General features: G+C 35.0%; 26 protein-coding genes and 1 tRNA gene. 9 read left to right on the top strand and 18 right to left on the bottom strand.

All coding sequences use genetic code 11. The annotated features are described in order from the left end of the window. Position 1: 1 nt before the first annotated feature. From sufB to NTX65_14145, 8 genes are all read right to left on the bottom strand, one after another. Entirely contained in the window at positions 2-1489 is a 1488-nt protein-coding gene (gene sufB, locus NTX65_14180) for a Fe-S cluster assembly protein SufB (GenBank protein ID MCX6170489.1), read from the bottom strand. A gap of 106 nt (positions 1490-1595) precedes the next feature. Next, positions 1596-2327: a 23S rRNA (guanosine(2251)-2'-O)-methyltransferase RlmB gene (gene rlmB, locus NTX65_14175; GenBank protein MCX6170488.1), complete on the bottom strand. Its 732-nt coding sequence runs from the start codon at positions 2325-2327 to the stop codon at positions 1596-1598. 94 nt (positions 2328-2421) lie between these two features. Beyond that, complete coding sequence (locus tag NTX65_14170; GenBank protein MCX6170487.1) at positions 2422-2937, bottom strand: hypothetical protein; 516 nt, start codon at positions 2935-2937, stop codon at positions 2422-2424. Next, positions 2938-4200: a histidine--tRNA ligase gene (gene hisS / locus NTX65_14165; GenBank protein MCX6170486.1), complete on the bottom strand. Its 1263-nt coding sequence runs from the start codon at positions 4198-4200 to the stop codon at positions 2938-2940. Between the two features lie 2 nt (positions 4201-4202). After that, positions 4203-4676: a PTS sugar transporter subunit IIA gene (locus NTX65_14160; GenBank protein ID MCX6170485.1), complete on the bottom strand. Its 474-nt coding sequence runs from the start codon at positions 4674-4676 to the stop codon at positions 4203-4205. 411 nt (positions 4677-5087) lie between these two features. After that, on the bottom strand, positions 5088-6281 hold the full coding sequence (locus tag NTX65_14155; protein MCX6170484.1) for a PLP-dependent aminotransferase family protein: 1194 nt from the start codon (positions 6279-6281) through the stop codon (positions 5088-5090). 401 nt (positions 6282-6682) lie between these two features. Next, positions 6683-7285 (bottom strand): hypothetical protein, encoded by a 603-nt coding sequence (locus NTX65_14150; protein MCX6170483.1) that lies wholly within the window; start codon positions 7283-7285, stop codon positions 6683-6685. Between the two features lie 203 nt (positions 7286-7488). Beyond that, entirely contained in the window at positions 7489-7908 is a 420-nt protein-coding gene (locus NTX65_14145; GenBank protein MCX6170482.1) for a hypothetical protein, read from the bottom strand. A gap of 175 nt (positions 7909-8083) precedes the next feature. Here NTX65_14145 and NTX65_14140 point away from each other — a divergent pair, with 175 nt between their 5' ends. From NTX65_14140 to NTX65_14110, 7 genes are all read left to right on the top strand, one after another. Then, positions 8084-8314: a hypothetical protein gene (locus NTX65_14140; GenBank protein MCX6170481.1), complete on the top strand. Its 231-nt coding sequence runs from the start codon at positions 8084-8086 to the stop codon at positions 8312-8314. Then, a complete protein-coding gene (locus NTX65_14135; protein ID MCX6170480.1) occupies positions 8307-8825 on the top strand; it encodes an O-acetyl-ADP-ribose deacetylase in 519 nt (172 codons plus the stop codon). Before NTX65_14140 ends, NTX65_14135 begins: the two co-directional genes overlap by 8 nt. A 355-nt stretch (positions 8826-9180) precedes the next feature. Beyond that, positions 9181-10596, top strand: coding sequence for a TolC family protein (locus NTX65_14130; protein ID MCX6170479.1), 1416 nt, complete (start codon positions 9181-9183; stop codon positions 10594-10596). A gap of 27 nt (positions 10597-10623) precedes the next feature. Next, positions 10624-11595: a PhnD/SsuA/transferrin family substrate-binding protein gene (locus NTX65_14125; protein MCX6170478.1), complete on the top strand. Its 972-nt coding sequence runs from the start codon at positions 10624-10626 to the stop codon at positions 11593-11595. A gap of 98 nt (positions 11596-11693) precedes the next feature. After that, a complete protein-coding gene (locus tag NTX65_14120) occupies positions 11694-11975 on the top strand; it encodes a hypothetical protein (GenBank protein MCX6170477.1) in 282 nt (93 codons plus the stop codon). A gap of 32 nt (positions 11976-12007) precedes the next feature. Continuing rightward, the gene (locus NTX65_14115; protein MCX6170476.1) at positions 12008-14041 is read left to right on the top strand and encodes an ATP-binding protein; all 2034 of its coding nucleotides are present in this window, start codon (positions 12008-12010) and stop codon (positions 14039-14041) included. Between the two features lie 4 nt (positions 14042-14045). Beyond that, positions 14046-14420 carry a response regulator gene (locus NTX65_14110; GenBank protein ID MCX6170475.1) on the top strand — a complete coding sequence of 125 codons (375 nt, stop codon included), beginning with the start codon at positions 14046-14048 and terminating at the stop codon, positions 14418-14420. A gap of 50 nt (positions 14421-14470) precedes the next feature. Here NTX65_14110 and NTX65_14105 read toward each other — a convergent pair whose 3' ends face one another. From NTX65_14105 to eno, 5 genes are all read right to left on the bottom strand, one after another. Further along, positions 14471-15361: a DMT family transporter gene (locus NTX65_14105; GenBank protein MCX6170474.1), complete on the bottom strand. Its 891-nt coding sequence runs from the start codon at positions 15359-15361 to the stop codon at positions 14471-14473. A gap of 90 nt (positions 15362-15451) precedes the next feature. Next, positions 15452-16498 carry a glycosyltransferase family 9 protein gene (locus tag NTX65_14100; protein MCX6170473.1) on the bottom strand — a complete coding sequence of 349 codons (1047 nt, stop codon included), beginning with the start codon at positions 16496-16498 and terminating at the stop codon, positions 15452-15454. Next, a complete protein-coding gene (locus NTX65_14095) occupies positions 16495-17499 on the bottom strand; it encodes a glycosyltransferase family 9 protein (GenBank protein MCX6170472.1) in 1005 nt (334 codons plus the stop codon). Before NTX65_14095 ends, NTX65_14100 begins: the two co-directional genes overlap by 4 nt. 64 nt (positions 17500-17563) lie before the next feature. Next, a complete protein-coding gene (gene glnA / locus NTX65_14090; GenBank protein ID MCX6170471.1) occupies positions 17564-18946 on the bottom strand; it encodes a type I glutamate--ammonia ligase in 1383 nt (460 codons plus the stop codon). A gap of 94 nt (positions 18947-19040) precedes the next feature. Then, positions 19041-20336 carry a phosphopyruvate hydratase gene (gene eno / locus NTX65_14085; GenBank protein MCX6170470.1) on the bottom strand — a complete coding sequence of 432 codons (1296 nt, stop codon included), beginning with the start codon at positions 20334-20336 and terminating at the stop codon, positions 19041-19043. Between the two features lie 214 nt (positions 20337-20550). Here eno and NTX65_14080 point away from each other — a divergent pair. Next, a tRNA-Arg gene (locus NTX65_14080) sits at positions 20551-20624 on the top strand. Between the two features lie 28 nt (positions 20625-20652). Next, the gene (locus NTX65_14075; protein ID MCX6170469.1) at positions 20653-20928 is read left to right on the top strand and encodes a hypothetical protein; all 276 of its coding nucleotides are present in this window, start codon (positions 20653-20655) and stop codon (positions 20926-20928) included. Positions 20929-20976: 48 nt separating this feature from the next. Here NTX65_14075 and NTX65_14070 read toward each other — a convergent pair whose 3' ends face one another. The 5 genes from NTX65_14070 to NTX65_14050 all read right to left on the bottom strand — a co-directional run bounded on the left by NTX65_14070 (position 20977) and on the right by NTX65_14050 (position 25557). Next, positions 20977-21687 (bottom strand): hypothetical protein, encoded by a 711-nt coding sequence (locus tag NTX65_14070; GenBank protein MCX6170468.1) that lies wholly within the window; start codon positions 21685-21687, stop codon positions 20977-20979. Between the two features lie 29 nt (positions 21688-21716). Then, complete coding sequence (mgtE, locus tag NTX65_14065) at positions 21717-23084, bottom strand: magnesium transporter (protein ID MCX6170467.1); 1368 nt, start codon at positions 23082-23084, stop codon at positions 21717-21719. Between the two features lie 228 nt (positions 23085-23312). Further along, complete coding sequence (locus tag NTX65_14060) at positions 23313-23672, bottom strand: H-type lectin domain-containing protein (GenBank protein MCX6170466.1); 360 nt, start codon at positions 23670-23672, stop codon at positions 23313-23315. Positions 23673-23783: 111 nt separating this feature from the next. Then, complete coding sequence (gene rfbD, locus NTX65_14055) at positions 23784-24698, bottom strand: dTDP-4-dehydrorhamnose reductase (protein MCX6170465.1); 915 nt, start codon at positions 24696-24698, stop codon at positions 23784-23786. Continuing rightward, entirely contained in the window at positions 24691-25557 is an 867-nt protein-coding gene (locus NTX65_14050; GenBank protein ID MCX6170464.1) for a carbohydrate kinase family protein, read from the bottom strand. The genes rfbD and NTX65_14050 overlap by 8 nt, the downstream gene beginning before the upstream one ends. Positions 25558-25593 lie beyond the last annotated feature (36 nt).

Here is a 25593-nt window from a genome sequence, read left to right as displayed (position 1 = left end):
TTTACCCGACGCTACCTTCAAGACTAATAGCAAGGAGTTTCTGTGCTTCCACAGCAAATTCCATCGGCAATTCTTTAAACACTTCTTTACAAAAACCATTCACAATCATGTTAACCGCATCTTCAGTCGCTATACCACGTTGATTCAAATAAAATATTTGATCTTCACCAATCTTCGAGGTTGTTGCTTCATGTTCAACTTTCGCCGTATCATTTTCAACTTCTATATATGGAAACGTATGAGCTCCGCAACGGTCACCCATCAACATAGAATCGCATTGTGTATAATTGCGGGCACCTTCAGCATTCTTTCCAATTCTTATTAAACCACGGTATGAGTTGTTGCTTCGACCGGCAGAAATTCCTTTCGAGACAACGGTACTTTTTGTGTGTTTACCTAGATGAATCATTTTTGTTCCGGTATCGGCTTGCTGCATATTATTTGTTACCGCCACAGAATAAAATTCACCGATTGAATAATCTCCTTGTAAAATACAACTTGGATATTTCCACGTAATTGCCGAACCCGTTTCAACTTGAGTCCAAGAAATTTTTGAATGCTTTCCTCTGCAGGCGCCTCGTTTAGTTACAAAATTGTAAATGCCGCCCTTGCCTTCTTTATCGCCGGGATACCAATTCTGAACTGTCGAATATTTTATTTCTGCGTTATCAAGCACAACCAGTTCAACTACTGCGGCATGCAACTGATTGGTATCTCTGATAGGTGCGGTGCAACCTTCGAGATAACTTACATAAGCGCCTTCTTCTGCAATGATTAAAGTGCGCTCAAACTGTCCCGTCTCTTGTGTATTAATTCTAAAATAAGTTGAGAGTTCCATCGGGCAGCGTACACCTTTTGGTATGTAAACAAATGAACCGTCGCTAAATACTGCTGCATTCAAAGCAGCAAAGAAGTTATCTGTGTACGGAACAACTGAACCTAGATATTTTTTTACAAGTTCCGGATGCTCTTTAACCGCCTCGGAAACAGAACAGAATATTATTCCCTTTTCATTCAACGATTCTTTGAATGTTGTAGCGACAGAGACCGAATCGAACACAGCATCAACAGCAACACCCGAAAGAAATTTTTGTTCTTCAAGCGGAATTCCAAGTTTTTCGAAAGTCTTTAACAATTCGGGATCAACTTCGTTTAGAGAATTTAATTTTGGTTTCTGCTTTGGAGCCGAGTAGTAGCTTATATTTTGATAATCAATTTTGGGATAATGCACATTCGGCCACTTCGGTTCTTCCATTTTCAACCAATAACGATATGCTTTCAACCGCCATTCGGTCATCCATTCGGGTTCGTTCTTCTTTTTCGAGATCATTCTTACAACATCTTCATTCAGACCTTTAGCGGCTGTTTCCGATTCAATATCAGTCACAAAACCCCATTTATATTCGGAACTGGTTAAATCATCCAGTACTTTCATATCGTCGCTGATTTCTTGAGGCGGCTTTAATTCTTTTTCTTCAATATTATTCATTTTGCTTCTTTCAGTTTATTACCGGGTTCAAAACTATTCTATCTTGAAAATAAAGTCAAGATTATAATTAAAACCATTTTCAGTTAAAAATCGTTCCAAAATCGCATTAATTAGTTAATCTTTGGCGGTTTATTTCGAAAAGAAGAATACCGGTTGAAACGGAAACATTGAGCGAGCCAATTTTTCCCTTCATAGGGATTTTTACTAGGAAATCGCAATTTTCAGAAACGAGTTTACGGATCCCCTTTTCTTCATTTCCCATTACAAGAGCCACGGGCATTTTATAATCAAGTTGATTGTAATTTTTCTCTCCGTTGATGTGAGTTCCGACGATCCAAAATCCATTTTTTTTCAAATCTTCAATCGTTCGGACAAGATTATTTACCTTACAAATTTTAAGATGCGAAACCGCACCGGCAGAAATTTTTTCTACAATTTCATTAATTGGCGCACTCTGATTTGTTGTGATAATAACTCCATCGGCACCGGCACATTCGGCTGTCCGTAATATTGCGCCTAGATTGTGTGTGTCCTGAATTGAATCTAGAAGAAGCAAAAGCGGCAATGGTGATGCTTTTGATTTTTTGATCAGTTCACTAAGGTCAAAATATTTTTGCGTACTCTTGAGAGCAATAACTCCTTGAGCATTTTGTCCGTCTTCCAGAGCATCAAACTTTGGTGTTGCAAGCTGAGTAATCTTTACTCCTCTACTCTTCGCAGCGGAAAATATCTGACTGATTACATCGCCGTGCTGACCAAAAGCGATATAGATCACTTCTATCTCCGCATCGGATTTTAGAGCTTCAAGAACCGGTTTTCTACCAAAGATTTTTTGCATAAATCAAATGGAACGCGGATTCTTATGATCGTTTATGATTTTTTATGATCTCAATTAATCATAGTTATCATAAAGATCAGCGTTCTATTCCTTTTTATTTTTCGGGAAAAGAAAATTCTTCTTCTGCAACTTCAAATTGACAAAAGAGGCGATTGTTTTTCTTTTTTGGTTTGTAATGTTTTGTTAAAAGAATTTCTTTTTTATAAATATTAAAATGATATTCGCCTGTATTGATTGCACCATCTTGTTTTACAACATTCACAATGTAATCACCAACCAGATCTTGAAAACGCAATTCCGTTCTTGCCGGTTGAACAAGAGGTACTACATTTGTTTTCGCCTTAAGACCCATCAGCACAAAATTGAATACATTTTTTTCCTGGATTACATCCACAGAAACTTCATACGAAAAACTTGTAAACTCAACTATCGTTTCAATTGCAAAGACACAATATTGTTTTCTCTCGGTTTCATCATAATCATAATAAGCTTTACATAGATATTCAATTTTGTCCGGTTTCTTTGTGGGAACGGCTAATAGCGCAAGATGCGCTTTTTTCTTTCTTGTCTTAGGTATCTTGGGAATGCTAACCGGTTTTTTTAGAGACAATCAATTCTCCTTTATACTAAGAAAGATTTTCTCGGATTCGTCTTTATTAAAAATTTTCTGTTCACCATTGCTCATATTTTTTAGAACTAACTCACCACGTGCAAATTCTTCTCCGCCGATAAGCAAAACATATTTTGCATTGGTTCTATTTGCTTCCCGCATCTGAGCTTTTACACTTCTGCTCAAATAATCAAGATCAACTGTTAGACCTTTTCTTCTAAAATCTACTGCGGTTTGATATGCAAAGTTCTGTAAATCTCTTTCAATTGTTACCAGGAAAAGATCTAGTTTTTCTTCTTCTAATGAAAATGATTTTTCATTTTCGCACGCGAGTAAAATTCTTTCTATCCCAGCGGCAAAACCGATTCCCGGAGTTTCTCCTCCTCCAAGTTCTTTGACAAGGAGATTATATCTTCCTCCGCCACATAATGCGCTCTGAGAACCAACACTTCCGCTAACAACTTCAAATGTTGTATGCGTATAATAATCCAGTCCCCTCACTAAACGGGCATCAACTTCGAAGGGAATATGCGAAGCCAGCAAAGCCCGTTTTACTTTTTCGAAATGTTCAAGACTTTCATTATCAAGATATTCGATTAAAAGCGGTGCGTTCTCCATGATCTTACGGTCGTTCTCTTCTTTGCTGTCGAATAGACGGAGAATGTTTGTATCAAATCTTTTTTTACTTTCAGAAGTAAGTTTTTCGAAATGCGGTTCAAGATAATTTTTTAATATAGTTTTATAACTTTCTCTTGAAGATGGAACGCCAAGCGAATTGATCTTCACCACCAAATGTTTCAACCCGAGGCTGGCAAAAATATCGTAAGCCATAATTATCATTTCGGCATCTAGAAGAGGGTCGTTACTTCCAAGTGCCTCAGCTCCGAATTGATGAAACTGGCGGAATCGCCCGGCTTGCGGACGTTCCTGGCGGAACATTGGTCCGATGTAAAAAAGTTTATTAAGATTTTGCTTTTTGTCCAACGAATGTTCGATGAATGCCCGTACAACACCGGCAGTCATTTCAGGTCTTAGTGTAACGCTATCTCCGCTCCGGTCAACAAAAGTATACATCTCTTTGCCGACAATATCTGTTGCTTCTCCGATTCCACGGGCGAATAAAGTTGTCTCTTCAAAAATGGGGGTACGGATTTCTTTGTAGTTAAATTTTGAGAATACCGATTCGACAATCGTTTGCAAGTAATTCCATTTAGGAATATCGGCTGGAAGTGTATCGCGGGTTCCAGTTACGGCTTTAATCATATTTATACTGCTTCAAAATATTGTTTCTCTTCCTGTTCGAATAACGAATAGATTTCTTCTGAAGTTTTAGCATTAGCCAGACTTTCACGGAATTCATCTTTATTCATCATACGGGAGATACGGCTGAGCAGTTTAATATGAGGACCAACCATATTTTCTTTTCCGACTAAAAGAAAAATAATATTAACCGGTTGTTCATCAAGCGCTTGAAAGTCTAGAGGCTTATCAAGTTTACCGAATGCTGCAATAATCTCATTTACACTGTTTGTTTTTGCATGAGGAATCGCAAATCCTTTACCAACGCCGGTAGACATGATTTTTTCTCTTTCATGCACGGCGTTACGCAATCCTTCGAGGTCGCTTACTCGTTCGTCATCTTTAAAGAGATTAATGAGTTCGTCAATTACTTCGGCTTTTGTAGAGCCTTGTAATGACGCAATAATTTTTTCAACTCTTAGAATTTCACAGATTTTCATTTAATATTACCAAATATTCGTTTTAGATTCTTTTCAAAAATACGGAAGGAGTAGGCATTAATCAAAGAAAAGTTGGAAAGATCAAAATCTATTTTCTTTGTCGTTTGATAAGTATTAACCCGTTATGTGAATTAGAATGTAAACCGTTAAAACGGTTTTAACATTGTATTTTGTGCTTCTAACCCCGCGATTAATCGCGGGGTTAATCACTGAGACAATGTTTTTTTTAACTGTTTCAACAGTTTATTAAACTATATTTTTAAGTCACACAACACGTAAGTATTAATAACTTTTAATTGAATACCATGAAATTCATTAATATTCCGCATGAGATCTAACATTTCAATAGTGCTACTTATTTTTTCAGAAAATCATTTCACCAAAATTTTTGCAGAGTCTTTCATTTTCATTTTATAATCTTGCTTTTAACGCCTCGGCAATTATTTTGACTCCTTTCTCAATTTCATCTTCCGGTGTATGAGAGAAAGCTAATCTCAGACAATTATTTTTTATTCCCATCGGATCGAAGGTTCTGCCAATAACAAAAATCGCACCGCGGCTCATTGATTCTTTTAATATTTCAAGAGCATCAACATGCTGCGGAAGCGAGATCCAAATATAAAATCCGCCTTTAGGAACAACCCATGTAGCTTCCGGCGGCATATTTTTTTGCAGACTGTCATTCATTATCTTCATTCTTCTTGCATAAATAATTCTTAACCGTTCAACATAGGGCTGTAATTTTCCTTGTCTTAAAAATTGATCTGCAAGTACCTGTGTAAAAGTTGAAGAGCATGCATCCATAGATTGTTTTGCTAATTGGGCTTTATTGATTATTTCCGGTGAGGCAAGGAGCCAGCCGAGGCGCATTCCGGGACCAAGAATTTTTGAAAATGAACCAAGATAGCAGATGGGTACCGGTTCAGGTTGAATTGTTTTCATAGGTATGGTTAATTCTTTGTACTCATCTTCAAAATAAAGTTCACCGTAAGGATCATCTTCAATAAGAATTATCTCTTTGCCTTCAAGATATTTTAATAATTCTTCTTTTCTTTTTTTGCTGTAAACAATTCCGGCGGGATTATGAAAATATGGAGACAGATATAGAATCTTGGCGTTTTTGGCTTCACCTTCCATTGCTTTCTTCAGCTCACTCATTATAATTCCGTCCGAATCCAGAGGAACACTAACAATATGAGCTTGATAAGATTTAAATGCCGAAGTGCCGCCTATGAAGCATGGATTCTCGCAGATTACTGTATCGCCGGGATTCACAAAAAGTTTTGTAATAATATTAATTGCTTGAAGTGATCCGGCTGTGATAATTAATTCATTCGTATCAACCGGTAAACCTTTACCTCTCAAATATTCTTTTAGAGATTCTATCAAAGGCGGGTAACCGGGTGTTGGTCCATACTGGAATCCAACTTTTTTTGTTTTGTCATCAAGTCCGTTATAGATCTCGTCTATCTCTTTGACAGGAAACAGATCATTATTCGGCATCCCGCCGGCAAACGTAATAATATCCGGTCTCATGGCAATACTCATCAAGTCACGTATTTCTGATGTTCTCATTGAGTCAACACATTGAGAAAATTTAATCATATTAGCTCCAAAATTTTTACGGTTTTCAAAATTGAAAACACCGCTTTTTAATATTCAGCAAATGAAAATTTTTACATACGAAATATGATAAAAATAGTTGGGAAAATAATGGGTTTGTTCTTGAAAGTAATCATTAATGCGGAAAACAGTTTAAATGAAACCAACTTCCGTTTTTTGAAGTATTTTTACTCATTCAAATTAATAGCTGTTGTTATGCAAGCGGTGAATTTTTTGCCACTAAGACACAAAGGCACCAAGTATAAATTTGATATTTATTCGTTTTTCGATATTTCTTAGTGCCCTAGTGTCTTTGTGGCTAAGGTATTTAAAAATATGCGTAATATCAGTAATAATATAAATGGAATAGATGAACTAATAGATTATAGAAAATTAAATTGGGGTTAAGCGAAGGCAAAATGTTGTACTGAAGAATTACGTTCAAACAAGTTTTGGAATTCATAAATCGTTTGATGCTTTGTATGACTGCCGCATATCATCGAAAATAATTGATCTCGGGAATTCCGGCGCAGTTGAATTTCCCCGGAGGTTAAATCATTTATAATTTTTTCAAGATCATTCCAACACAAATTCACGTCAAGTTTGTTTAATAAATGATAAACGATGATTTCCAATTTTTGTATTTCGTGAGGGAGAGAATCAGTGGCTTCAGTTAGACCCAGAAAACCACCGCATAAAAATGAAATTTCCAGAAAAGATTCACCCCCCCTCTGAATCTTTTCTGAAATCATCTCATTAAGATCACATAGGGTTACTTTAAGATCATCAATACATTCAATAAATTTTACACGTGGGAATTCTTCTCCAAAAATATCTTTATGTAGGTCCGACATAGTAGTGAAAATTTGTGTGTTTAGAGCCATAATCAAAAAATTTTGATCATGATTTGATTCTGTTTCTTCATCGGTCATTTCATTCTTCAAAAGAGAAGTGAAATATCCAATCATAAAAGCAGATGTAATTTTTCTTTTCGATTTTATAGTCATTTTCTGAATTATGCCAATTACTGCAAGAAAAATATAATTGGCGGAGAGATAAAACATTAGTAGTTATACTAAAGAATTAACTTTTTTTAGCTGTTTAGTGAGGAAAAGCTTAGTAGTTGTACTAAGGTTGTCAAAATAGAGAAAATTTGTTCTTTGTTAGTTGCAGTTGAAAGGACTATTGACTTGAAGTTTAAGATTAGAGTTTACAGATAAAAATTTGCGGCTTTAATATTTGATTTATTAATCTCTTCATTCACTATTGTATAGCGAGTTCTGCTTCCGTTAGTAATCTTGATGTGTCCATCATCATTCAATATTCTATCTTGAATATCGCGCGTTTCAACGGTTCGTTTTCTGACTATCTTTAATTCTCTGTGCGCATAATTATTTAATTGGAAAATTTGTGGATATGCAGATGTTTGATTATTCCTAAAAGCTTGCTGCTCAATATTCATGTTGCTATGTAAATTGTTTTGAGTGAGTATACTCCGGTATGATTTTTTAATGTTTGCTCTTTCATCTTCTCGCTCATTTTTAGAAAGAAGAAACGAAATAAGAACAACAAAAATCAGCAGGATCCCCCCAAAAATCAGTATATCGGAAATTATCTCTATTAATTCCATTGTCAATTTATATTTTGATTTCGGATAGACTCAACTTAAGTGCCATAGTTACACTTGCTTTATAATGTAAATTCATAATTTTGGAAATATGAGACGTTTCATGTTGAGAATCGTATTTATTATAAGACATTTTTTCTATTATGATTTGTAACGGGGAAAAGCTTGATGGAGACAAATGTTTTCCAGATTTTACATAACAAGATTAGGAATATTCGGTTCTATGATAGACGAGACCCAAAATATTATTGAAAAACCTTCTCTAATTCTTCACTCGGTAGGAGGATTTTTTAATGAAATGGACCAAATTTCTCTTTTTCATAAATTAAATTCTCATGAAGTTTGGCCTTATTATAAAGGATCCGCAATTCTACTCCATTGTTTCGAAAAGAATAAACGTTATGAATAATCGCATTGAAATAGTAGAAGGTGATATAACCAGACTTCATGTTGATGCCGTAGTAAATGCTGCCAATAGTTCTCTTCTTGGAGGCGGCGGTGTTGATGGTGCGATTCATAGAGCTGCAGGGCCAAAACTTTTAGAAGAATGCCGCACGCTAAAAGGCTGCAGAACCGGAGAAGCTAAAATCACCAAAGGTTACAATCTTTTTGCAAAATATGTAATTCATACAGTAGGACCAGTCTGGCAAGGAGGAGAAAAGCATGAAGATGAGTTGCTAACTAGTTGTTACAAAAATTCTCTTCGAATTGCGGTGGAACATGGCGTTTTTTCAATTGCTTTTCCTGCAATAAGCACGGGAGCTTATTTATTTCCTTTTGAGCGCGCTTCAATAATTGCATGTAAAGTTACTAGCGAATTTTTAAAAACTGAATCAGCACTGGGAAAAATAATCTTTGTGTTTTTCAACTCGAAAGATTTCTTAAACTTTTTTAAGATAGCCGATCATTACATTCAATGAAATTGGAATTTTTTTTTAGCCTCCCCAGTCAAAATTTTATTAAATAATCAATTCTCCTTTTTTAGCAGCGTGCAATTTTTCGATGGAATGTCCGGTTATCCAATTGTTAATTGTAAATGTTTAGTTTTTAGATGTTTTATAACGTTTTATCAAATTCATGGTATAACTAATTCCACCAAAATAATACCGTTTGCTACAGAATTAGCCCGTTCACAACATTAACTATAAACATATCAAATTTATGGTCGAATATAGAATCGTAGAGAAGCAATCTTTTCTATTTCACTAATATATAATGCAATATCATTCATCAATAAGTGGCATCAATTTCTTGTCAAAAGTGATAGAGTAGATAATGAGACTATGCAGAAGTACTTTGATTATAATTTTATCAGTATTGGTGATTCCATCACAAAAAAATTATGCCCAAGAAAATAATTCTAACTCCGATCTGACTTTAACTTTAAATCAGTGTATCGAAAAAACATTACAGAATCATAATTCTAGAGCGGCAAGTAAATTCGCCGTTCAAGCAGCGGAAGCGCAATTAAAGCAAGCTCGTTCGGGACATTATCCGAAATTAGATTTATCCGGATCTTATTCTCTGATGGACCAGAATCCAAATTTTGTAATGCCGGCAATGAATATCTCTTTAACTTCAATTGATCTTGGAACATTTACTTTAAATCTACCGCCGTTTACTTTTCCGGCTCAGAATATAAAAATGGCGGACATGCAAATGCTAAGTGCATCGCTTGATGTTCTATATCCGCTCTTCACAGGCGGCAAGATTTCAGCTTATATTTCTGAAGCAGAGGCCGGACTTGATGCCGTTAAGGAAGATTTGCGGGCTACCGATGCAGAAATAATATTCCAAACGAAAAAACTTTATTATGCCGTAGTGTTAACAACAAAGTTGGAAGAAATTGCCACCGAAGCATACGAAAGATTAAACTCTACATTGGATTTGACCGAGTCCTTATATCAAAAAGGATCAGGTAAAGTAACAAAATCGGATTATCTAAAAAATAAAACAATGGTCGAGGTGATTAAATCAATCGTTGCCCAAATATCTGGAGAACGAAGAATTGCGTTAGCTGCTTTAGTCAACGCAATAGGTTTGGAATGGCAAACAAGAATTACAATAACAGAAAATGAAATTCCATTCTCCAATAACGAATTATCTTTAAATGATTTGATTAATACTGCTACTGAATCAAACCCAATGATTATGAAAGTCGGCAAAGGATTGAAAGTTTATGAATCAAGAATTGATGAAGCCAAGAGTGATTATTATCCTTCAGTAGCATTATTTGGAAGTTACAGAAAAATAATTTCTCCTTACGATGCCGGAATAATGACAGCTGAAAATAAAAATATTTGGATTGTCGGCTTAGGAGTTCAACTGAGTATTTTTAATGGATATAGAACTTCAGGGCAAATTGAAGAGGCAACGGCAAATTACAAGCATTTAAATGAGCAGAAAGAATTATTGCGGAAAGGAATTACATTAAAAATTCAATATCTCTACAACAAAATATTAGCTTCCAAAGGGAGAGAATCCGCTTCCAAAGAGGCAATGCTAACATCTTCGGAAGATAGAGAATTAGTTGAGAAAGCATACTTTAGTGAAATAATGGAATTAAAAGATGTAATGCAGGCACAAATCACCGAATCTATGATGAAGGCTCAGTACCAGATTATTCTATACGAAGCTTTACAATTGTATGCTGAAATGGAACTTGTTCTGGCGAATAATATTCATCAATAAATAATTCATAATGTATTGAACCATTCAATGAAAATATCGCTTCGTATAATTTTGCTTACTAAAAAATTAGGAATCCTTCTTTTTTTTCTATGTTTTATTCTCTTTGAAGGATTATCTACCCAATACAAAAACGCAAGTGAGCACGAGAACAATCTTCAGACAGACAATTCAATTCCCACATTTAAAGTTGCTTACAGTTCAGGTATTTTTAGAAATGTTAATCTTGCAGATGCAGAAGCAGCTTCAAAGATTTTCGTTCAGCAAATTATCAAACAAACTAATACTAATTATATAAGTAAAGCATTTATAATAGACGATCTTGTGAATAATGTCGATTATATTAAAAATCAAGAATTGGATGTTATTACAATGACGGGGTATGAATATTTAGCCATTCAGAATAAAATCCGGTTATATCCGGTTGCGGCTCCCATTTTAAGCGATTCATGTTTAAATAAAATAATTATCCTGGTAAGAAAAGATTCGAACATAAATTCTATCGCCGATTTGAGTGATAAAAAGATCAAAATGGAATCAACTACATCCGGGGGCAATTCAAATATTTTAGGAGTTTGGTCAAAAGTTCTGTTTTATAAAAACAAAATAAATTTTAATAAGATGCTCAATTCACAGAATATTAATCGAGAGCAGCCATTAAAAACAATCACGAGCGTCTTTTTCAAAAAATTGGATGCGGCAATTGTTGTAGAGGATGATTATAAAACTGTTGTAGAACTAAATCCACAAGTGGGGAGAGAGTTAAAGATTTTAGCATCATCCAAGCCTTTATTGCTTGCAGTTGTTTGTTATACCGAGAAAGAAAAAAAATCGAAAGATTTTGATCTTCTTAAAACTACTATTTATAATTTGCATGAAACATATGCCGGAAAAAATTTTTTGAAAATATTTAAAATGAAAAAATTAGTCCCTTTCAAAAACGAATTTTTGACAAATATAACAGAATTGTTTAACGATTATGCAGCTATTCAGAGTAAGTAAGACTATAAATAAATTATAACAGTTCAGGTAATGTTGGGAAAAAGTTAGAGGAATAAAATGTTTCAGAATATATTGAAAGACCATGTGAAGAGTTGTTAATGATAGCGTTTAAACAAAGATCGAAAATTGTCTGTGATTCTCTTAAAGTTCCAGAAACATCTCCTGAACTTATTCATGGTTTGACTGCGATCCGGAAGAATACCGAGCAAGAAGTAATTGATATGTTTTATAAAGTTGCAAAAAATATTCACAAGACTACGGAAGGTCATAATATTATAAATTTTATTAGAGCACAAAAACTAATTGAGATAAAGAACAAAGACCTTGCCGGCACAAAACAACTTATTGATTTATACAATATGAAACATAAAAATAGATGAGATGAAAACATTAAATTTGTACCCGAGAATTAATGATGATAATATTTATTAAAAAAACTTTTCTCCGCTTGGTTGCACAAAAAATTGTGTGGCGTACAACTATATGGATTTGGGGGTTAATGCTTTTCACGATACTTATTTTTGTCCTTTACACAATTCCTTTTCAAAAAGAGACATTAATTGATAGGATGGAAAATGAATCGGTTGATATTGGAAATTCAATTCTGCATGCAAATAATTCGGCGCTTATAACAGAAGATTACGGCACAGTAGTAGACCATTGCACACAACTAGTCAATGATAGTAGATCAATCTTATATGTGGTTGTTACGAGGAATGACGGCTATTCAATTGTGCATACAAAGAATAAATGGTATGAAACTAGAAACGATTTAAGCTGGCTTCCTGATACTACGGATAACAAAGGAAAAATCATTTGGAGTAATCTGATTAAAGGAGAAGTATTCCAAAAATCTTACAAAGTTTCTTTTTCAGGAGTAGTTTGGGGATGGATTCACATCGGCTTATCTCTGGATAACTATGATAAAAGTTTAAGTAAAATAGAAATTAATATTACCTGGTTAACAATGGTAATGGCGGTTTTGGGATTTGTATTCTCGCTCTTGTTCGCAAAAAAATTAACAAAACCAATGAGAATATTGGACCGGACAACGAAATTAATTGCTGGAGGAAATCTTTCGGCAAAGGCAAACATTAATACCGGTGATGAATTACAAAGTCTGGCAGTATCTTTTAATAAAATGACCGATTCATTAAGAATTGCGAGAGATGAACTTGAACTGAGAGTACAAGAAAGAACCTCCGCTTTAGCCGAGACAAATGAAATTATGGTTAATGAAATCTCCGAAAGAAGAAAAATGGAAGATTCACTTCAGAGATATGCATTTAGACTTGAGGGTTTGCAGGATATCTATAGAGGAATTATAACAGCAAAAACAGCTAAAGAGATTGCATTTGAAACAATTAGTAAATTACAAACACAAATTGCCGATTTTACAGAGGCGAGTTTGAATTTGTTTGATTTCGCTAGTAAGACAGCAGTCATTCATCAATTCCGGCAAAACGGAAGTCATGTGGAGCAGGAAAGTATTGAATTTCCTATTCCTGAGTTTACAGAAGAAGATTTACATCAGCCGGATTTAGTGATCTGTAATAATCTTGAAGAGAAAAATAATCTTCAAGAAAGAGAGAGCGAACTATTGTATTCTGGAATTAAATCATATCTCCGATCAACTCTAAGTTTCCAAGGAGAATTAATTGGCGAATTAATTTTCAGATCTCCGAATCGTGATCAATTTTCGCAGGAAGACGGATCTGTGGTGCGGGAAATTTCAAATCAACTTTCGGTTGCAATTGCTTCATCAAAACTACAGGATAATTTAAGACTTCATGCCCAGACACTTCAAACTTCTCTTGAAGAGAAAGATATTTTATTAAAAGAAATTCATCATAGAGTAAAAAATAATCTTCAAATCATATCTAGTCTTTTATTTTTGCAGTCTTGCAAAATTAAGGATGAAGAGAATCTTTCCATTTTCCAGGAAAGTCAGAACAGGATCAAATCGATGGCGTTAGTTCATGAAAAACTTTATCAGTCAAAAGAATTATCGCGTATTAATTTTAGCGAGTATATAAATAATCTAGCCCAGTTTATTTATCAAACCTATAAAAATCAAAGCGCTAATATTGAATTCGACTATCAATTGGACGACGTTTTCATGTCGATTGATGATGCTGTTCCGCTTGGTCTCATATTAAATGAATTACTTACAAATTCTATTAAATATGCATTCCGGCATTTAAAGCCCGAATCTGAACAGAAAAAGATTATTCAGATTAGGTTAAAGAAAGATTTCGATCAACTTTTGTTCGAAGTTTCCGATAATGGTATTGGATTACCTAAAGATTTTGATATCCAGAAAAGTGAGTCTTTAGGATTAAAGTTGGTGAATAACTTAACACAACAAGTACGAGGTGAGTTGACAACTAGTACAAATTCAGGTGCAGTTTTTACGATCCTTATGAAACATAATTTCGGGGGATAAAATAATGGATAATTCACAGAAGAAAATTTTAATAGTCGAAGATGAAGTAATTGTAGCAATGGAAATTGAGATGCATCTCCAGATGAATAATTTTATTGTCGTTGGAAAATGTCAATCCTCCGAAAAAGCTATCGAATTATCCCTGGATAAAAGGCCGGATTTAATAATGATGGATATTAACATTCAAGGAGAAAAAGATGGTGTCCAAACTGCCAAAATAATTCTTGATACTTTTAAACCGTCCATTCTATTCTTATCGGCTTACAATGATGCAAATACAATTGAACGAATTAAACAAATTCCGGATTCAAACTTACTTCCAAAACCATTTTCAGTCCATGAGTTGTTAACTGCTATAAACAGTTATTTCGTTTCATGATTTATCAACTTTTCATTCTCCAACTACCGAATACCTCAATCGACTATTCACTAAAACATAAATAAAATCGCTATCCCTATCACAGCTATAACCGCACCAAAGATTGAGATCCATGATAGTTTTTCTTTGTAATAATAACGAACCATCGGCAGCATAATAATCGGTACCGTTGCCATAAGCGTAGAAGCTATTCCAATTTTTGAATGTGAAATTGCGATCATACTGAATGTGATGCCAAGATACGGACCAATTATGGAACCAATAGCTGTAAAGAGAAGAGCTTTTTTATCTTTCATAAAAACTTTTACCGGGTTTTGATATTTTCTTGTCAGCATTGCAAGAGGATAAATTATTGCTACGGCAGAGGCAATACGGACAAAGCTTGCGAGAAAGCCGCTCATTTCTCCTTCATTGAATGCGTGTTTTGCAAAGATCAATCCCACTGCTTGGCCTGTAGCTCCAATCAACGCATAAAAGATCCCGGTGTAATCAATTTTATAATTCGATGCAGGTTTCTCTTCCCTTTTCAAAACCACTGCTGAAATACCGGCAACAGTTATTACAATTCCAGTTATCCCGTAAAAAGATAAACGTTCTCCAAGAAAAAAAAATGCAAGTAAAGCAGAAATGGGTGGGACTGTTGCCATAACCAGCATACTTAATCTCGCGCCTATACTTCTATAAGCTTTGAATAAAAAAGTATCTCCAATTACTAATCCGGCGAAACCGCTTATTACCAAATTCCAGATTTGATGAATTGAAAGATCAATCTTTACATTTATTATCAGCAGAGTTATTGAAAGATAGAGAAGAGCCATGAACATACGTGTTACATTCACGTAAATCGGTCCGACTCTTATTGAAGCTTCCGTAAAAGCAATAGAAGTTCCCGACCATAATAAAGCCGTTGTTAATGCTGCTATTTCACCGAATGGAAGCATAATCCCTACTAATAGATTGCAAAATAAATGTTAGATATTTCAAGGAATATTCAAAAGATAAATTATAAGTTTAGATTTTTTTGACCATTATTAGATTTCGAGCTCTCGTATTTTAAGCTCATTCCATTTTTCTTCTACAACTTTAAAAACCATTTGCACAGAAATTTCATCAAGTGCTTTTCGTTCATCTTCATCTGTATAATGTTCAAGCACATGGGGCGATTTAATTGTTCGATGTATTTCTCCGACCGGCGACCAATCTAATGGATCTGTTGAACCTAACAAAGCAATTATTGGAGTGTTGACCGCGTTAGCAACATTCATTGGACCTGTACAAACTGAAATGAATAATTTGCATTGTTCAATTATGGCTCCAAGGTCAGCAATTGATTTTGTGTTTGGGGATAGAATTGCGTTACTTCCTATTGATTCAACAATACCACGTGCAAGATTTAATTCATTCGCTCCCCACGTTACCAATATTTTTGCACCTAATTCAGAGATCAGTTTTTTCGAAAGCTCAACATATCTTTCCGGCAGCCACGCACGGTTGTTTTTACTTGCACCCGGATGAATGCAAATTGTAATATCCTTCGTAAGAGAATTGTTTGTAAAAAATTCTCGAGCAAATTTTTTATCATCGCCGGAAATGTAAATTAACGGATTAGTATTATTAACCTTAATTCCAAAACTTTTCGCAATATCTAGATTCCGGTCCACTTCCTGATAACGCCCTTCCGGATGAACAATTTGATGAGTGTAACAAATTGAAAAATATTTTTGTGTGTATCCAACTCGTTCCTTTGCACCGCTAAGGAAGGTCAACACACTAGCCCGTTCAGATTTCCATTTCAGGTTAAAGGCAAGATCGAACTTTCTCTTTCTTAATTCCTTTATCATTAATAATTGATTAAGAAATGATTCATTAACATGCCGACCGCTTCTATTAAGGAAAATATATTCATCAATTATATAACCGGAAGGGAAAAGTTCCTTCATTATCTTGTTCGAAATCATTGTAATCTTTGCATTGGGATATTGATCTCGAATGGCTTTAATGGTTGAGGTCGCCATTATTAGATCGCCAAGGGCTCCCCATTTTATAATTAAAATATTTTTTGCCGGTGATAATTTCATTTATTCAAAACTTCGTTTACTTTGTTGAAGACTTCATCAACTGTAATTGAACCAAGAAATGGAACTCCGTTTATAGGATAGGTTCTTTTGCCCGTTAATACAAAATGATTATCTGAGCCCTCATAAAAATTCCAGCATTTTTGATTATCATCCGGCATTAACGCAATTACAGGAGTCCTAAGTGCAACTGAAAGATGACGAGTTCCGGTATCATTCGATATAAATATTCTGCACTTTTTAATCAAGGCGGCTGAACGATTTACATCTGTGGATTTATATACAACAAGATTTTCATTGTTTAATTTAGCTGAAATAGTATCAACGATTTTTTCTTCATTTGGACCAGCAATAAGAAAGATTTTTGAATTATATGTCGAGAAAAGTTTTTGAATAAGGTCGGCAAAATTTTCTGATGGCCAAATTTTAGTTGGTTCGCTGGCACCAGGATGAATTCCAATAATCAAATCGTCTCTGTTAACATTGTTCTCTTTTAGAAATTCATCAGCCCAAACTGAATCCGGTTCACTCACAAAAAATTCGGTATTCCCTTTGATAGATTCTTTTGTAAAAGCAATTATTAATTTATTGTAATAATCCAAATAGCTGATTGAATCTTCTTCAACATCAACCAGAACATTAAAAAGAAAATTAAATGGCTGTTTGCGGGGGGCAATTCTAATCTTGGCTCCGCTGAGCCATGCTAAAAACGCAATCCGGTCTCCGGGATGCAGTGCTATAATAACGTCAAATCTTTCTTTTCGGATCTGATAGATAAACTTAATTTCAGAGGAAATTCTGCTGAAGATATTTTTCTTTTTCACACTAAAATCAAAAGGAATAATCCGGTCGATGTTCGGATTATTCCTTAGTGTTTCCTCGTAACCTTTTCTTGTAATCAAAACTATTTCGGAGTTTGGATTTTTTTTTCTTAATGCATTGAGTCCCTGTGTTGAGACAATCAAATCTCCAAGAAATTTTGTATTAATTACAAGAATTTTCACAAATGAAATAAGTCGTTATAGTTTTCTAAAAACTGTTCACAATAAATTGAACTTCTTGTTAATACTAAAGAGTAAAATACATTTTGTATTCGAACGGGTGCGGCATCGTTCCGATTGCATGTATTTCATCTTCTTTTAAATTAACCCATTGCTGAAGCAACTCATCGCTAAAAATATTTCCTCGTTTCAAAAAGTCATTATCTGCCTGAAGTGCATCGAGCGCCTCATTCAAGTTCCTCGGCAAAAAGTGAATTTTTTCTTTATGCTCTTCATCAAGAAAATTTTTGTCGTAAGGTCCAAATCCTTCTTTAACCGGATCGATTTTATTTACTACTCCATCTATGCCGGCAAGAAGCATTGCAGTTAAACATAAATATGGATTGATCGTTGCATCAGGCGGACGGTATTCAAAACGTGTTTCATCTGGATTAGAAACATATTTAGGGATTCTGATAGCAGAAGCCCTATTGCCTCGACCATATGTTAATGCGACCGGAGCTTCGAATCCAGGGACTAATCGTTTATATGAATTTGTACTTGGGTTTGTAAATGCAGAGAGAGCGGGACCATGTTTCAACATTCCACCGATAAAAAATCTGCCAAGCTCATTCATATTACCATATTCTCCCTTTTTATAGAAAGCATTCTTCCCATTCTTAGTAAGATAGAGATGTAAATGCAATCCATTGCCGGGCTGTTGGTACATCGGCTTAGGCATGAAGGTAAGAGAAAGATCTTTCTGCTTTGCAAGATTGAACAAAACATACTTAGCAGTTATAATGTTATCAGCAGTGGTTAACAAATCGCTAAAATAAGTTTCTATTTCCTGCTGACCGCGCTCGCCAGTTTCATGATGATGGTATTTAATTTTAATTCCAAACTTTTGAAGAAGCTTTGATGCCTCATCGCGGAAGTCATCATACAGATCAAACGGATTTGCGGCATGGTAAGCCCGTTTATAAAATTCCTCCGTGTGCTCTACACGGTAATATGATGTTGCAGTTCTGGTATCGTACTCGACTTTCGAAAAAATATAAAATTCAAATTCCGGTCCCCACCAGGATTTATCAGCACCCGTTATTTTTTTTAGAAGCGTTTCTGCTTGTTTTGCTAAATATCTCCCATCCTGCGAAAAGCGTGAATGTTTTTCATCTGTTAAAACAATGTTGGAATAAAAACTTAAAGTCGGCGCATCTCGGAATAAATCAATCACGGCTGTATCCAAATCCGGAATCATTATCATATCGCTGTTTTCAACTTTGCGAAAGCCAAAGCTGGATCCATCGAATCCCACTCCTTCAGTTGTAAGTTTGGTAATTATGTTATCAAAAACCGGAAGCGAGATGTGATGAAGTCTACCGGAAAGGTCAATGGATTTTAAATCAATAAATTCAATCTTATTCTTCTTGATGAACTCGTTAATAGTTTTAATAGTGTGGTGCGGCATAAAGACCTCAATAAGCCAATTTTATTATGAAGTTTGAATAGGACAAAAAAGCCCCAGCCATAAGCGGGGGCTTTTATATTTAATTTATACCTTATTATTTAACAGAATAATTTATTGCATCAATTCCAGGAAAGATTGCTGTTGTATCCAACTCTTCCTCAATTCTAATCAATTGATTGTATTTTGCTATACGATCTGTTCTGCTTGCCGAGCCGGATTTAATTTGTCCGCAATTTGTTGCAACAGCCAAATCAGAAATTGTAGTGTCTTCCGTTTCTCCCGAACGATGGGATATTACGGCAGTATAACTTGCTCGTTTAGCCATTTCAATTGCATCAAGAGTTTCAGTGAGCGTGCCAATCTGGTTTACTTTTATCAATATGGAATTTGCAACTTTAAGCTCAATTCCTTTCGATAAATAATCTGTATTGGTTACGAAGAGATCATCGCCAACTAATTGAATTTTGCTGCCGACTTTATCGGTTAATAATTTCCAGCCGTCCCAATCAAATTCTGCCATTCCATCTTCAAGGGAAATGATTGGATATTGTTTAACCCAGTTTGCCCAGTAATCAACCATTTTTTCCGGAGTCATATAAGACTTATCAGATTTAAAGAAGAAGTAAGATTTCTTCTCATTGTCCCACATTTCACTTGCAGCAGGATCGAGAGCAATGAAAATATCTTTACCGGCTTTTAAACCAACTTTTTCAATTGCTTCAAGAATTACAGTAATTGCTTCTTCATTGGATTTTAAGTTTGGTGCAAATCCACCTTCATCACCAACCGCAGTGTTGTAACCTTTCTTTTTTAATACTGATTTGAGCGAATGAAATGTTTCAGCGCCATATCGAAGAGCTTCTTTAAATGTGGGTGCGCCAACAGGCATCACCATAAATTCTTGAAAATCAACATTGTTATCGGCATGCTTGCCGCCATTAAGAATGTTCATCATTGGAACTGGCAAAGTTCTAGCGCCTATACCTCCGATATAACGGTATAAAGGAAGACCAAGTGCTTCTGCAGAAGCTTTTGCACAGGCTAATGATACGCCAAGAATCGCATTTGCACCAAGTTCAGATTTTGTGGAAGTGCCGTCCAATTCGCAAAGAAAATTATCAATTCCAACCTGATCAGTTGCATCGAAATCGATTAGATCATCTGCAATTTTGTTGTTAACATTATCAACTGCTTTTGTAACACCTAAACCATTGTAACGAGTTTTGTCACCGTCGCGTAATTCTACAGCTTCATTTTCACCTGTTGAAGCGCCGCTCGGAACTGCTGCTCTTCCAACAACTCCGCATTCCAGTGTCACTTCAACCTCAACCGTTGGGTTACCGCGTGAGTCAAGTATTTCCCTTCCCCATACATCTACAATCGTTGTCATTCTTTTTCTCCTAGTGTGTAATTCAAAAATTCGAAGCAAAAATTATCAAAAAGGACAAGCAAATTCAATTTAACATTTCTGAATCAGCTTGAAACTACAATATTGAGCTAATTTTTTATTCTATAATCCAATGGTTATATTTCCTTTCGAAAATTATGCTTTAGAATTAAGTCTATTCTGCATAAAATTCTTGTTAATTAGAAAAGAAATAGCCGCCCCCGTAGCTCAGAAGGATAGAGCAGCAGTTTCCTAAACTGTTGGTCGGAGGTTCGATTCCTCTCGGGGGTACTAATGTTACTCAATTAATGAGGTTCAAATGAAAAAGATAATGTCCGTTATTGTATTTGCACTTGTAGATATAGTCTGTTTTTTGCAGGGCGGTGTAATTTTAGCTTATGCTCTACTCCATATAAGTTACAAAGTTGAAATTGCCAGAGGTGAAGGACTTACTCCTCTGGAAATTCAGAATATACCTGTAGCAATTGGCGGATATTATTTTTATTCGGATCAATACATTAAAGTTTCGCTGATAGGAACTGCATTACTGATTACAGGCTTTTTAATGAGGAGCTGGCGTAAAAGTTTTGATTAGAGATTTAAAATGACAAATTGTAGCTATACTGATTTTTAATAATCTCATTTATTGAAACTTGTTAGGATCTAATCCATGTTCGTTAAAAAGATCCCGGTATTTATTTGACACAAGACGTTTAAATTCATCCACACTGTCTAAAAGCTTAACTAAAGAGATATCTCCGCCAAATCTGAAATAATATTCCGCTAGTTGCTCTAAATAAATTTCCGTTAGCTTTGAAATTGTATTATATGAAACCGACGTCTCAAAATCGAGTTGCCCCAATTCTTCCAATTCCTCGGGACGAATTACCTCTTCTTCATCTAAAAGTGAGAAGTCTTCAATATTATTTTCAATTTCATTTCGTCTTGTCCAGATTCTGGCAAGTTGAAGTAAAACAGAAACTATCTCTTTAAGTTTTTGTTCACGGTTCAGTTTAATATCGTCTAACGTTTTTTCTCTGAGTGTATCGTTAATTGCTTCTATTTGGAATTTATCCAGTATTTCAGAAAGCTTGTGTGGTGAATCAAGGCCAATCACAATCTCCTTGAACTTTTGCTGTATATTTTCAGAGAAAGCAATTTGAGCATCGCTCTCAATTTTATTTGCCATCAGCATTCCCAACACTTCCTCTTTTCTGTCTGGGTATTTTCTAAGCAAATATTCTTCAGTATAGTCAAAGCTGTTATAATCCAGTGAAGGATCATCCAGCAGACTAATTAAATAAGATTTAAGTTTGAGCAGAATTACAAATAGTTCAAATTGTTCTGAAGCCATTTTAATCTCAAGTTATTGGATGAAATCATCTATAATAAAATAATCAGTGCAACCGAAAAATAAATTATCAATCCGGTAACGTCAACAAGGGTTGCAACAAAAGGAGCAGAAGAAGTTGCCGGGTCAAAACCAAGTTTCTTAATTATCAATGGTAGCATCGAACCCATTAATGTTCCCCACGTAACAACACCTACTAATGAAACACTTACTGTAAGTGCAAGTAAAAACCACTGATTGCCGTAATAATGCCCCACAGATTGCCATACTGAAATTCTTACAAACCCAATTGAAGCAAGAATAATACCTAAAACCAAGCCGGTTAATATTTCTCTTTTAAAAATGAAGAACCAGCTTTTTAAAGTTATTTCTTTTAAGGCAAGTGCTCTAATAACAAGTGTTGTAGCTTGTGAACCTGAATTTCCACCGCTGGAAATGATGAGAGGAATAAAAAGAGCCAATAAAACTACTCTTTGAATTTCATCCTGAAAAATTTGCATGGCTGAAGCTGTTAACATCTCGCCTAAGAAAAGAATGCTTAACCAGCCAGCCCTTTTTTTAATCATCTTAAATAAGGAAATGTCCGTATAGGGCTCGTCAAACGCTTCTACTGCGGCAATTTTTTGAATATCTTCAGTAGCTTCTTCTTCCGCAATATCCAGAACATCATCTACAGTAACAATTCCTACGAGTACGCCGCTTGAGTCTGTGACAGGAAAAGCAATTCTATCATACTTTTTGAAAACTTCTACCGCCGTTTCTTGATCATCATTTACCTTTAATGAAACAAAAGTAAAATCCATTAGATCACTAACTTTATCATCAAGCGGAGACAAAAGAAATTCGCGGATTGTTATATCATCAATTAAAACACCTTTTTCATTTACTACATAAACTACATTCAGTGTCTCGCTGTTTTTTCCATTGACTCGAATGAAATTTAGAGTTTCTTGTACAGTCCAATTCTGTTGTGCTGCAATGTAATCGGGAGTCATCAAACGACCGATGCTATTTTCCGGATAACCAAGAAGCTGTAATGAGATCTTCCTTTGTTCCGGAGATAAATAAGTGATCATTTGTTTAACTACATTTGGCGGGACTTCTTCGAATAATGCAGTTCTATCATCATCGGCCATTTCATTGAGTATAGAAGCAATATCTTCTTTACCAAGAAGTTGAATCAAATTTAATTGAGCATCAACATCAAAATATTCAAAAACATCGGCAGCCAAATCTTTTGGAAGAAGGCGGAAAAATATTGCTTGTTCATTCTCTGGTAATGAAAGAAAAAGGTCTGCAATATCTATAGGTACCCAATCAATTAGAATTTCTTTGAGGGCAGTGAACTGTCTATTTTGAATTAAATCTGTTATTTCTGGTTTGAGTAACTGTGACAGCATTCAACCTCCGGCGGATGAAGGGTTGAGAAAAACGACATTGAATTTTGTAGTCGCAATCTAAAACAGAATAACTAAATATCCGATAAGAAACTTGTGTGAAGCAAAACTATTTCTGATTGGTAAGTAATAAAAATATCAGTTCGGTCAATTGATAAAGGGTAGAGTTAATAAAAAAGCTATTCCCTTTATATAAAAGGAACAGCTTTTCATTAAAATTATCATTAAAAATTATTCTTCAGTATGAGCAAGCCAGAATCCGCCAATGGCGTTTAATTGAGTATCGCCCCAAACTTCTGCAAGTAATACAAACCCGTCACGGGAAATACCGGTAGCTCTTATACTATAGCGAACTTGGGTTGCCTTTTCAGCATCAAGAAGAGACGGCATTATAACAACTTTTGGTTTCTTATCGAATGGTTTGCTAAAATTAACCTCGAACTCAACCATTCTCTTTCCCTGATTCGTATTTAGTGTATAGTTTGGGCTATCCTTTGTGTAATAAAACCAGCTGCTTTGAACCTGAGACTGAGCATACGAGCTAGCACAAAACAACAATAATACTGCAACAACCAATAATAATTTCTTCATAGTTTTATTCCTCCTCCTGATTTGATGAATGGGTTTAAATCCAATAATTCTATTTTCAAGTTCATAATTATAGATCAAATTGTCAATTAAAGAATTAGTGAAAAATGATTATTATAAATTCAGCTCATTTTTGATAAGCTGGAAACTTGTCTCTATCGATTTTGGTTTATATTCAAGTTCGGTCTCAGCCTTGAGCGTAATAAGTCCGGATTTTAGAGGGCGATGTGCGGGTTGGTTAAGATCTTTAGTAAGGATCGGCAAAATTAACTTTTTGTCTAAATTGAAATATCCGGCAATGCGTTGTGTGAAATCAAATCTTGACAACATTTCAATACCGCCGATGTTGTAGATTCCTTCCATTTTAAATTCAGTTACTTTATTTATAGCAGAGACAATATCATCAATATATGTTGGGTTGCCGATCTGATCTGTAACAATGCGAATTGTTTGACCGGAACTTAGAGAAGTTAAAACCCATTTAACAAAATCATTGCGACCGAATTTAGCAGCTCCATACAAAATATTTGTACGAATAATTGTAAATCGCACACCGCTAGTCCGGATAGAGTTTTCACTTGCAAGTTTAGTTCTTCCGTAATAACTAATTGGACATGGTTTATCTACCTCGGTGTAAGGTCCGTTCTTTCCGTCAAAAATATAATCCGTTGATAAATGAATTAGATGTGCGTCAATAGTCCAGCAGTAATGTGCAATATTTTCCGGACCGTTAACATTAATTTTCCATGCAGTTTCCTTATCAGTTTCAGATTTATCAACGTTGGTGTAAGCAGCGGTATTTATAACGAAATCCGGAAAGAAGTTAAGAATGATTTCGCGAACTTCATTTTTTTGTCTAATGTCCAATTGCTTATAATTGACTTCAGGAATGAGAGATTCATTTTCCACAGACGCGCAGAGGAGTTCAATTTTATCGTCAGAGCGAAAAAATTCAGCAAGCCGCTGCCCCAGCATTCCGTTTGAACCAATTATTAATATTCTCTTTTTTATTAAATCACCGCTAATCATTCAGTTTTATTAATCTTTCCGTCGTTAAATTTTTTGTTGTGGCTGCAATAGCTCCCGCTTTATTTGCCTTATTAAGTGATTTACTTACATCTCTTGTAGAAATATATGAATAAAAGAAGACCGCCCCAAAAATATCGCCACAGCCAATTTTATTAACTGTTACAACTTGTTCAGCATTTAGAAAAAGTGATTTGATTTCTCCGTTTTCAAGAAAATAAGTTTGTGCTCCTTTCTCTCCTTTTGTGATGATGAGTATTTTGGGTCCGAATCGGAGAATTTCTTTTGCGGAATTAAATTCGTCCATGTTTTGAACTATTGTATTTAGTTCGCTCTCATTACATTGAAGAATATCAATGTTAGTAAGCCATTCATAGGTTTGGGGGATCGGGCGGAATTCTCGTTCCATATTCGCACCAACTCCCCGTGAAAGTGTATGAATGTCAAAATAAATTATGCCTTTAAAATATTTCCTAATCGTTTTTAATTGATCAAGAGAAATATCAAATCCGGTAATCATATTTATTAGGATTCCGTCGAACTGATTCCAATCTCCAATTTTTTCTATTATAAGCTGCGATGACAAATTTTCATATGTTTCTTTTCGCTCCCCCAAACCCGAAGTTCTAAGAATAACCTCAGGCATATTTTCGACTGTGTCTATGAACGTCTTATTAATTTTTGAATAGAGACTTTCAAAAAGATGAAATGATTTTTCATTCATACTTGTAAGAAGAAAGATTTCATCTTCCGGCTTGGCTAGAGACAATATTCCGATAGTTGAATAAAATATTCCTCCTGGTCTGGAGATTTCACTATTGAGTTCTTCAAAGTGATCGATAATTGAATGTCCTATGAGCAAAATTTTCATTGAATTAAAAAAAACGTATTTTGAACG

It is taken from the genome of Ignavibacteriales bacterium, from assembly GCA_026390795.1.
Lineage (GTDB): Bacteria > Bacteroidota > Ignavibacteria > Ignavibacteriales > Melioribacteraceae > Fen-1258.
The sequence above is the reverse complement of the archived record's forward strand: the minus strand, read 5'-3'. Positions and strand labels throughout refer to the sequence as shown.

Bases quoted from the DNA above. Each gene is read 5' to 3' on its own strand.
- NTX65_14145 (MCX6170482.1), bottom strand. From the start codon at position 7,908: ATGGAATTAATAGAGATAATTTCCGATATACTGATTTTTGGGGGGATC.
- glnA (MCX6170471.1), bottom strand. From the start codon at position 18,946: ATGCCGCACCACACTATTAAAACTATTAACGAGTTCATCAAGAAGAAT.
- NTX65_14125 (MCX6170478.1), top strand. From the start codon at position 10,624: ATGAAAATATCGCTTCGTATAATTTTGCTTACTAAAAAATTAGGAATC.
- hisS (MCX6170486.1), bottom strand. From the start codon at position 4,200: ATGATTAAAGCCGTAACTGGAACCCGCGATACACTTCCAGCCGATATT.
- NTX65_14115 (MCX6170476.1), top strand. From the start codon at position 12,008: ATGATGATAATATTTATTAAAAAAACTTTTCTCCGCTTGGTTGCACAA.
- NTX65_14155 (MCX6170484.1), bottom strand. From the start codon at position 6,281: ATGATTAAATTTTCTCAATGTGTTGACTCAATGAGAACATCAGAAATA.
- NTX65_14135 (MCX6170480.1), top strand. From the start codon at position 8,307: ATGAATAATCGCATTGAAATAGTAGAAGGTGATATAACCAGACTTCAT.
- NTX65_14150 (MCX6170483.1), bottom strand. From the start codon at position 7,285: ATGACTATAAAATCGAAAAGAAAAATTACATCTGCTTTTATGATTGGA.
- sufB (MCX6170489.1), bottom strand. From the start codon at position 1,489: ATGAATAATATTGAAGAAAAAGAATTAAAGCCGCCTCAAGAAATCAGC.
- NTX65_14140 (MCX6170481.1), top strand. From the start codon at position 8,084: ATGTTTTCCAGATTTTACATAACAAGATTAGGAATATTCGGTTCTATG.
- rlmB (MCX6170488.1), bottom strand. From the start codon at position 2,327: ATGCAAAAAATCTTTGGTAGAAAACCGGTTCTTGAAGCTCTAAAATCC.
- NTX65_14100 (MCX6170473.1), bottom strand. From the start codon at position 16,498: ATGAAATTATCACCGGCAAAAAATATTTTAATTATAAAATGGGGAGCC.
- NTX65_14160 (MCX6170485.1), bottom strand. From the start codon at position 4,676: ATGAAAATCTGTGAAATTCTAAGAGTTGAAAAAATTATTGCGTCATTA.
- NTX65_14110 (MCX6170475.1), top strand. From the start codon at position 14,046: ATGGATAATTCACAGAAGAAAATTTTAATAGTCGAAGATGAAGTAATT.
- NTX65_14105 (MCX6170474.1), bottom strand. From the start codon at position 15,361: ATGCTTCCATTCGGTGAAATAGCAGCATTAACAACGGCTTTATTATGG.
- NTX65_14120 (MCX6170477.1), top strand. From the start codon at position 11,694: ATGATAGCGTTTAAACAAAGATCGAAAATTGTCTGTGATTCTCTTAAA.
- NTX65_14070 (MCX6170468.1), bottom strand. From the start codon at position 21,687: ATGGCTTCAGAACAATTTGAACTATTTGTAATTCTGCTCAAACTTAAA.
- eno (MCX6170470.1), bottom strand. From the start codon at position 20,336: ATGACAACGATTGTAGATGTATGGGGAAGGGAAATACTTGACTCACGC.
- NTX65_14075 (MCX6170469.1), top strand. From the start codon at position 20,653: ATGAAAAAGATAATGTCCGTTATTGTATTTGCACTTGTAGATATAGTC.
- rfbD (MCX6170465.1), bottom strand. From the start codon at position 24,698: ATGATTAGCGGTGATTTAATAAAAAAGAGAATATTAATAATTGGTTCA.
- mgtE (MCX6170467.1), bottom strand. From the start codon at position 23,084: ATGCTGTCACAGTTACTCAAACCAGAAATAACAGATTTAATTCAAAAT.
- NTX65_14130 (MCX6170479.1), top strand. From the start codon at position 9,181: ATGAGACTATGCAGAAGTACTTTGATTATAATTTTATCAGTATTGGTG.
- NTX65_14060 (MCX6170466.1), bottom strand. From the start codon at position 23,672: ATGAAGAAATTATTATTGGTTGTTGCAGTATTATTGTTGTTTTGTGCT.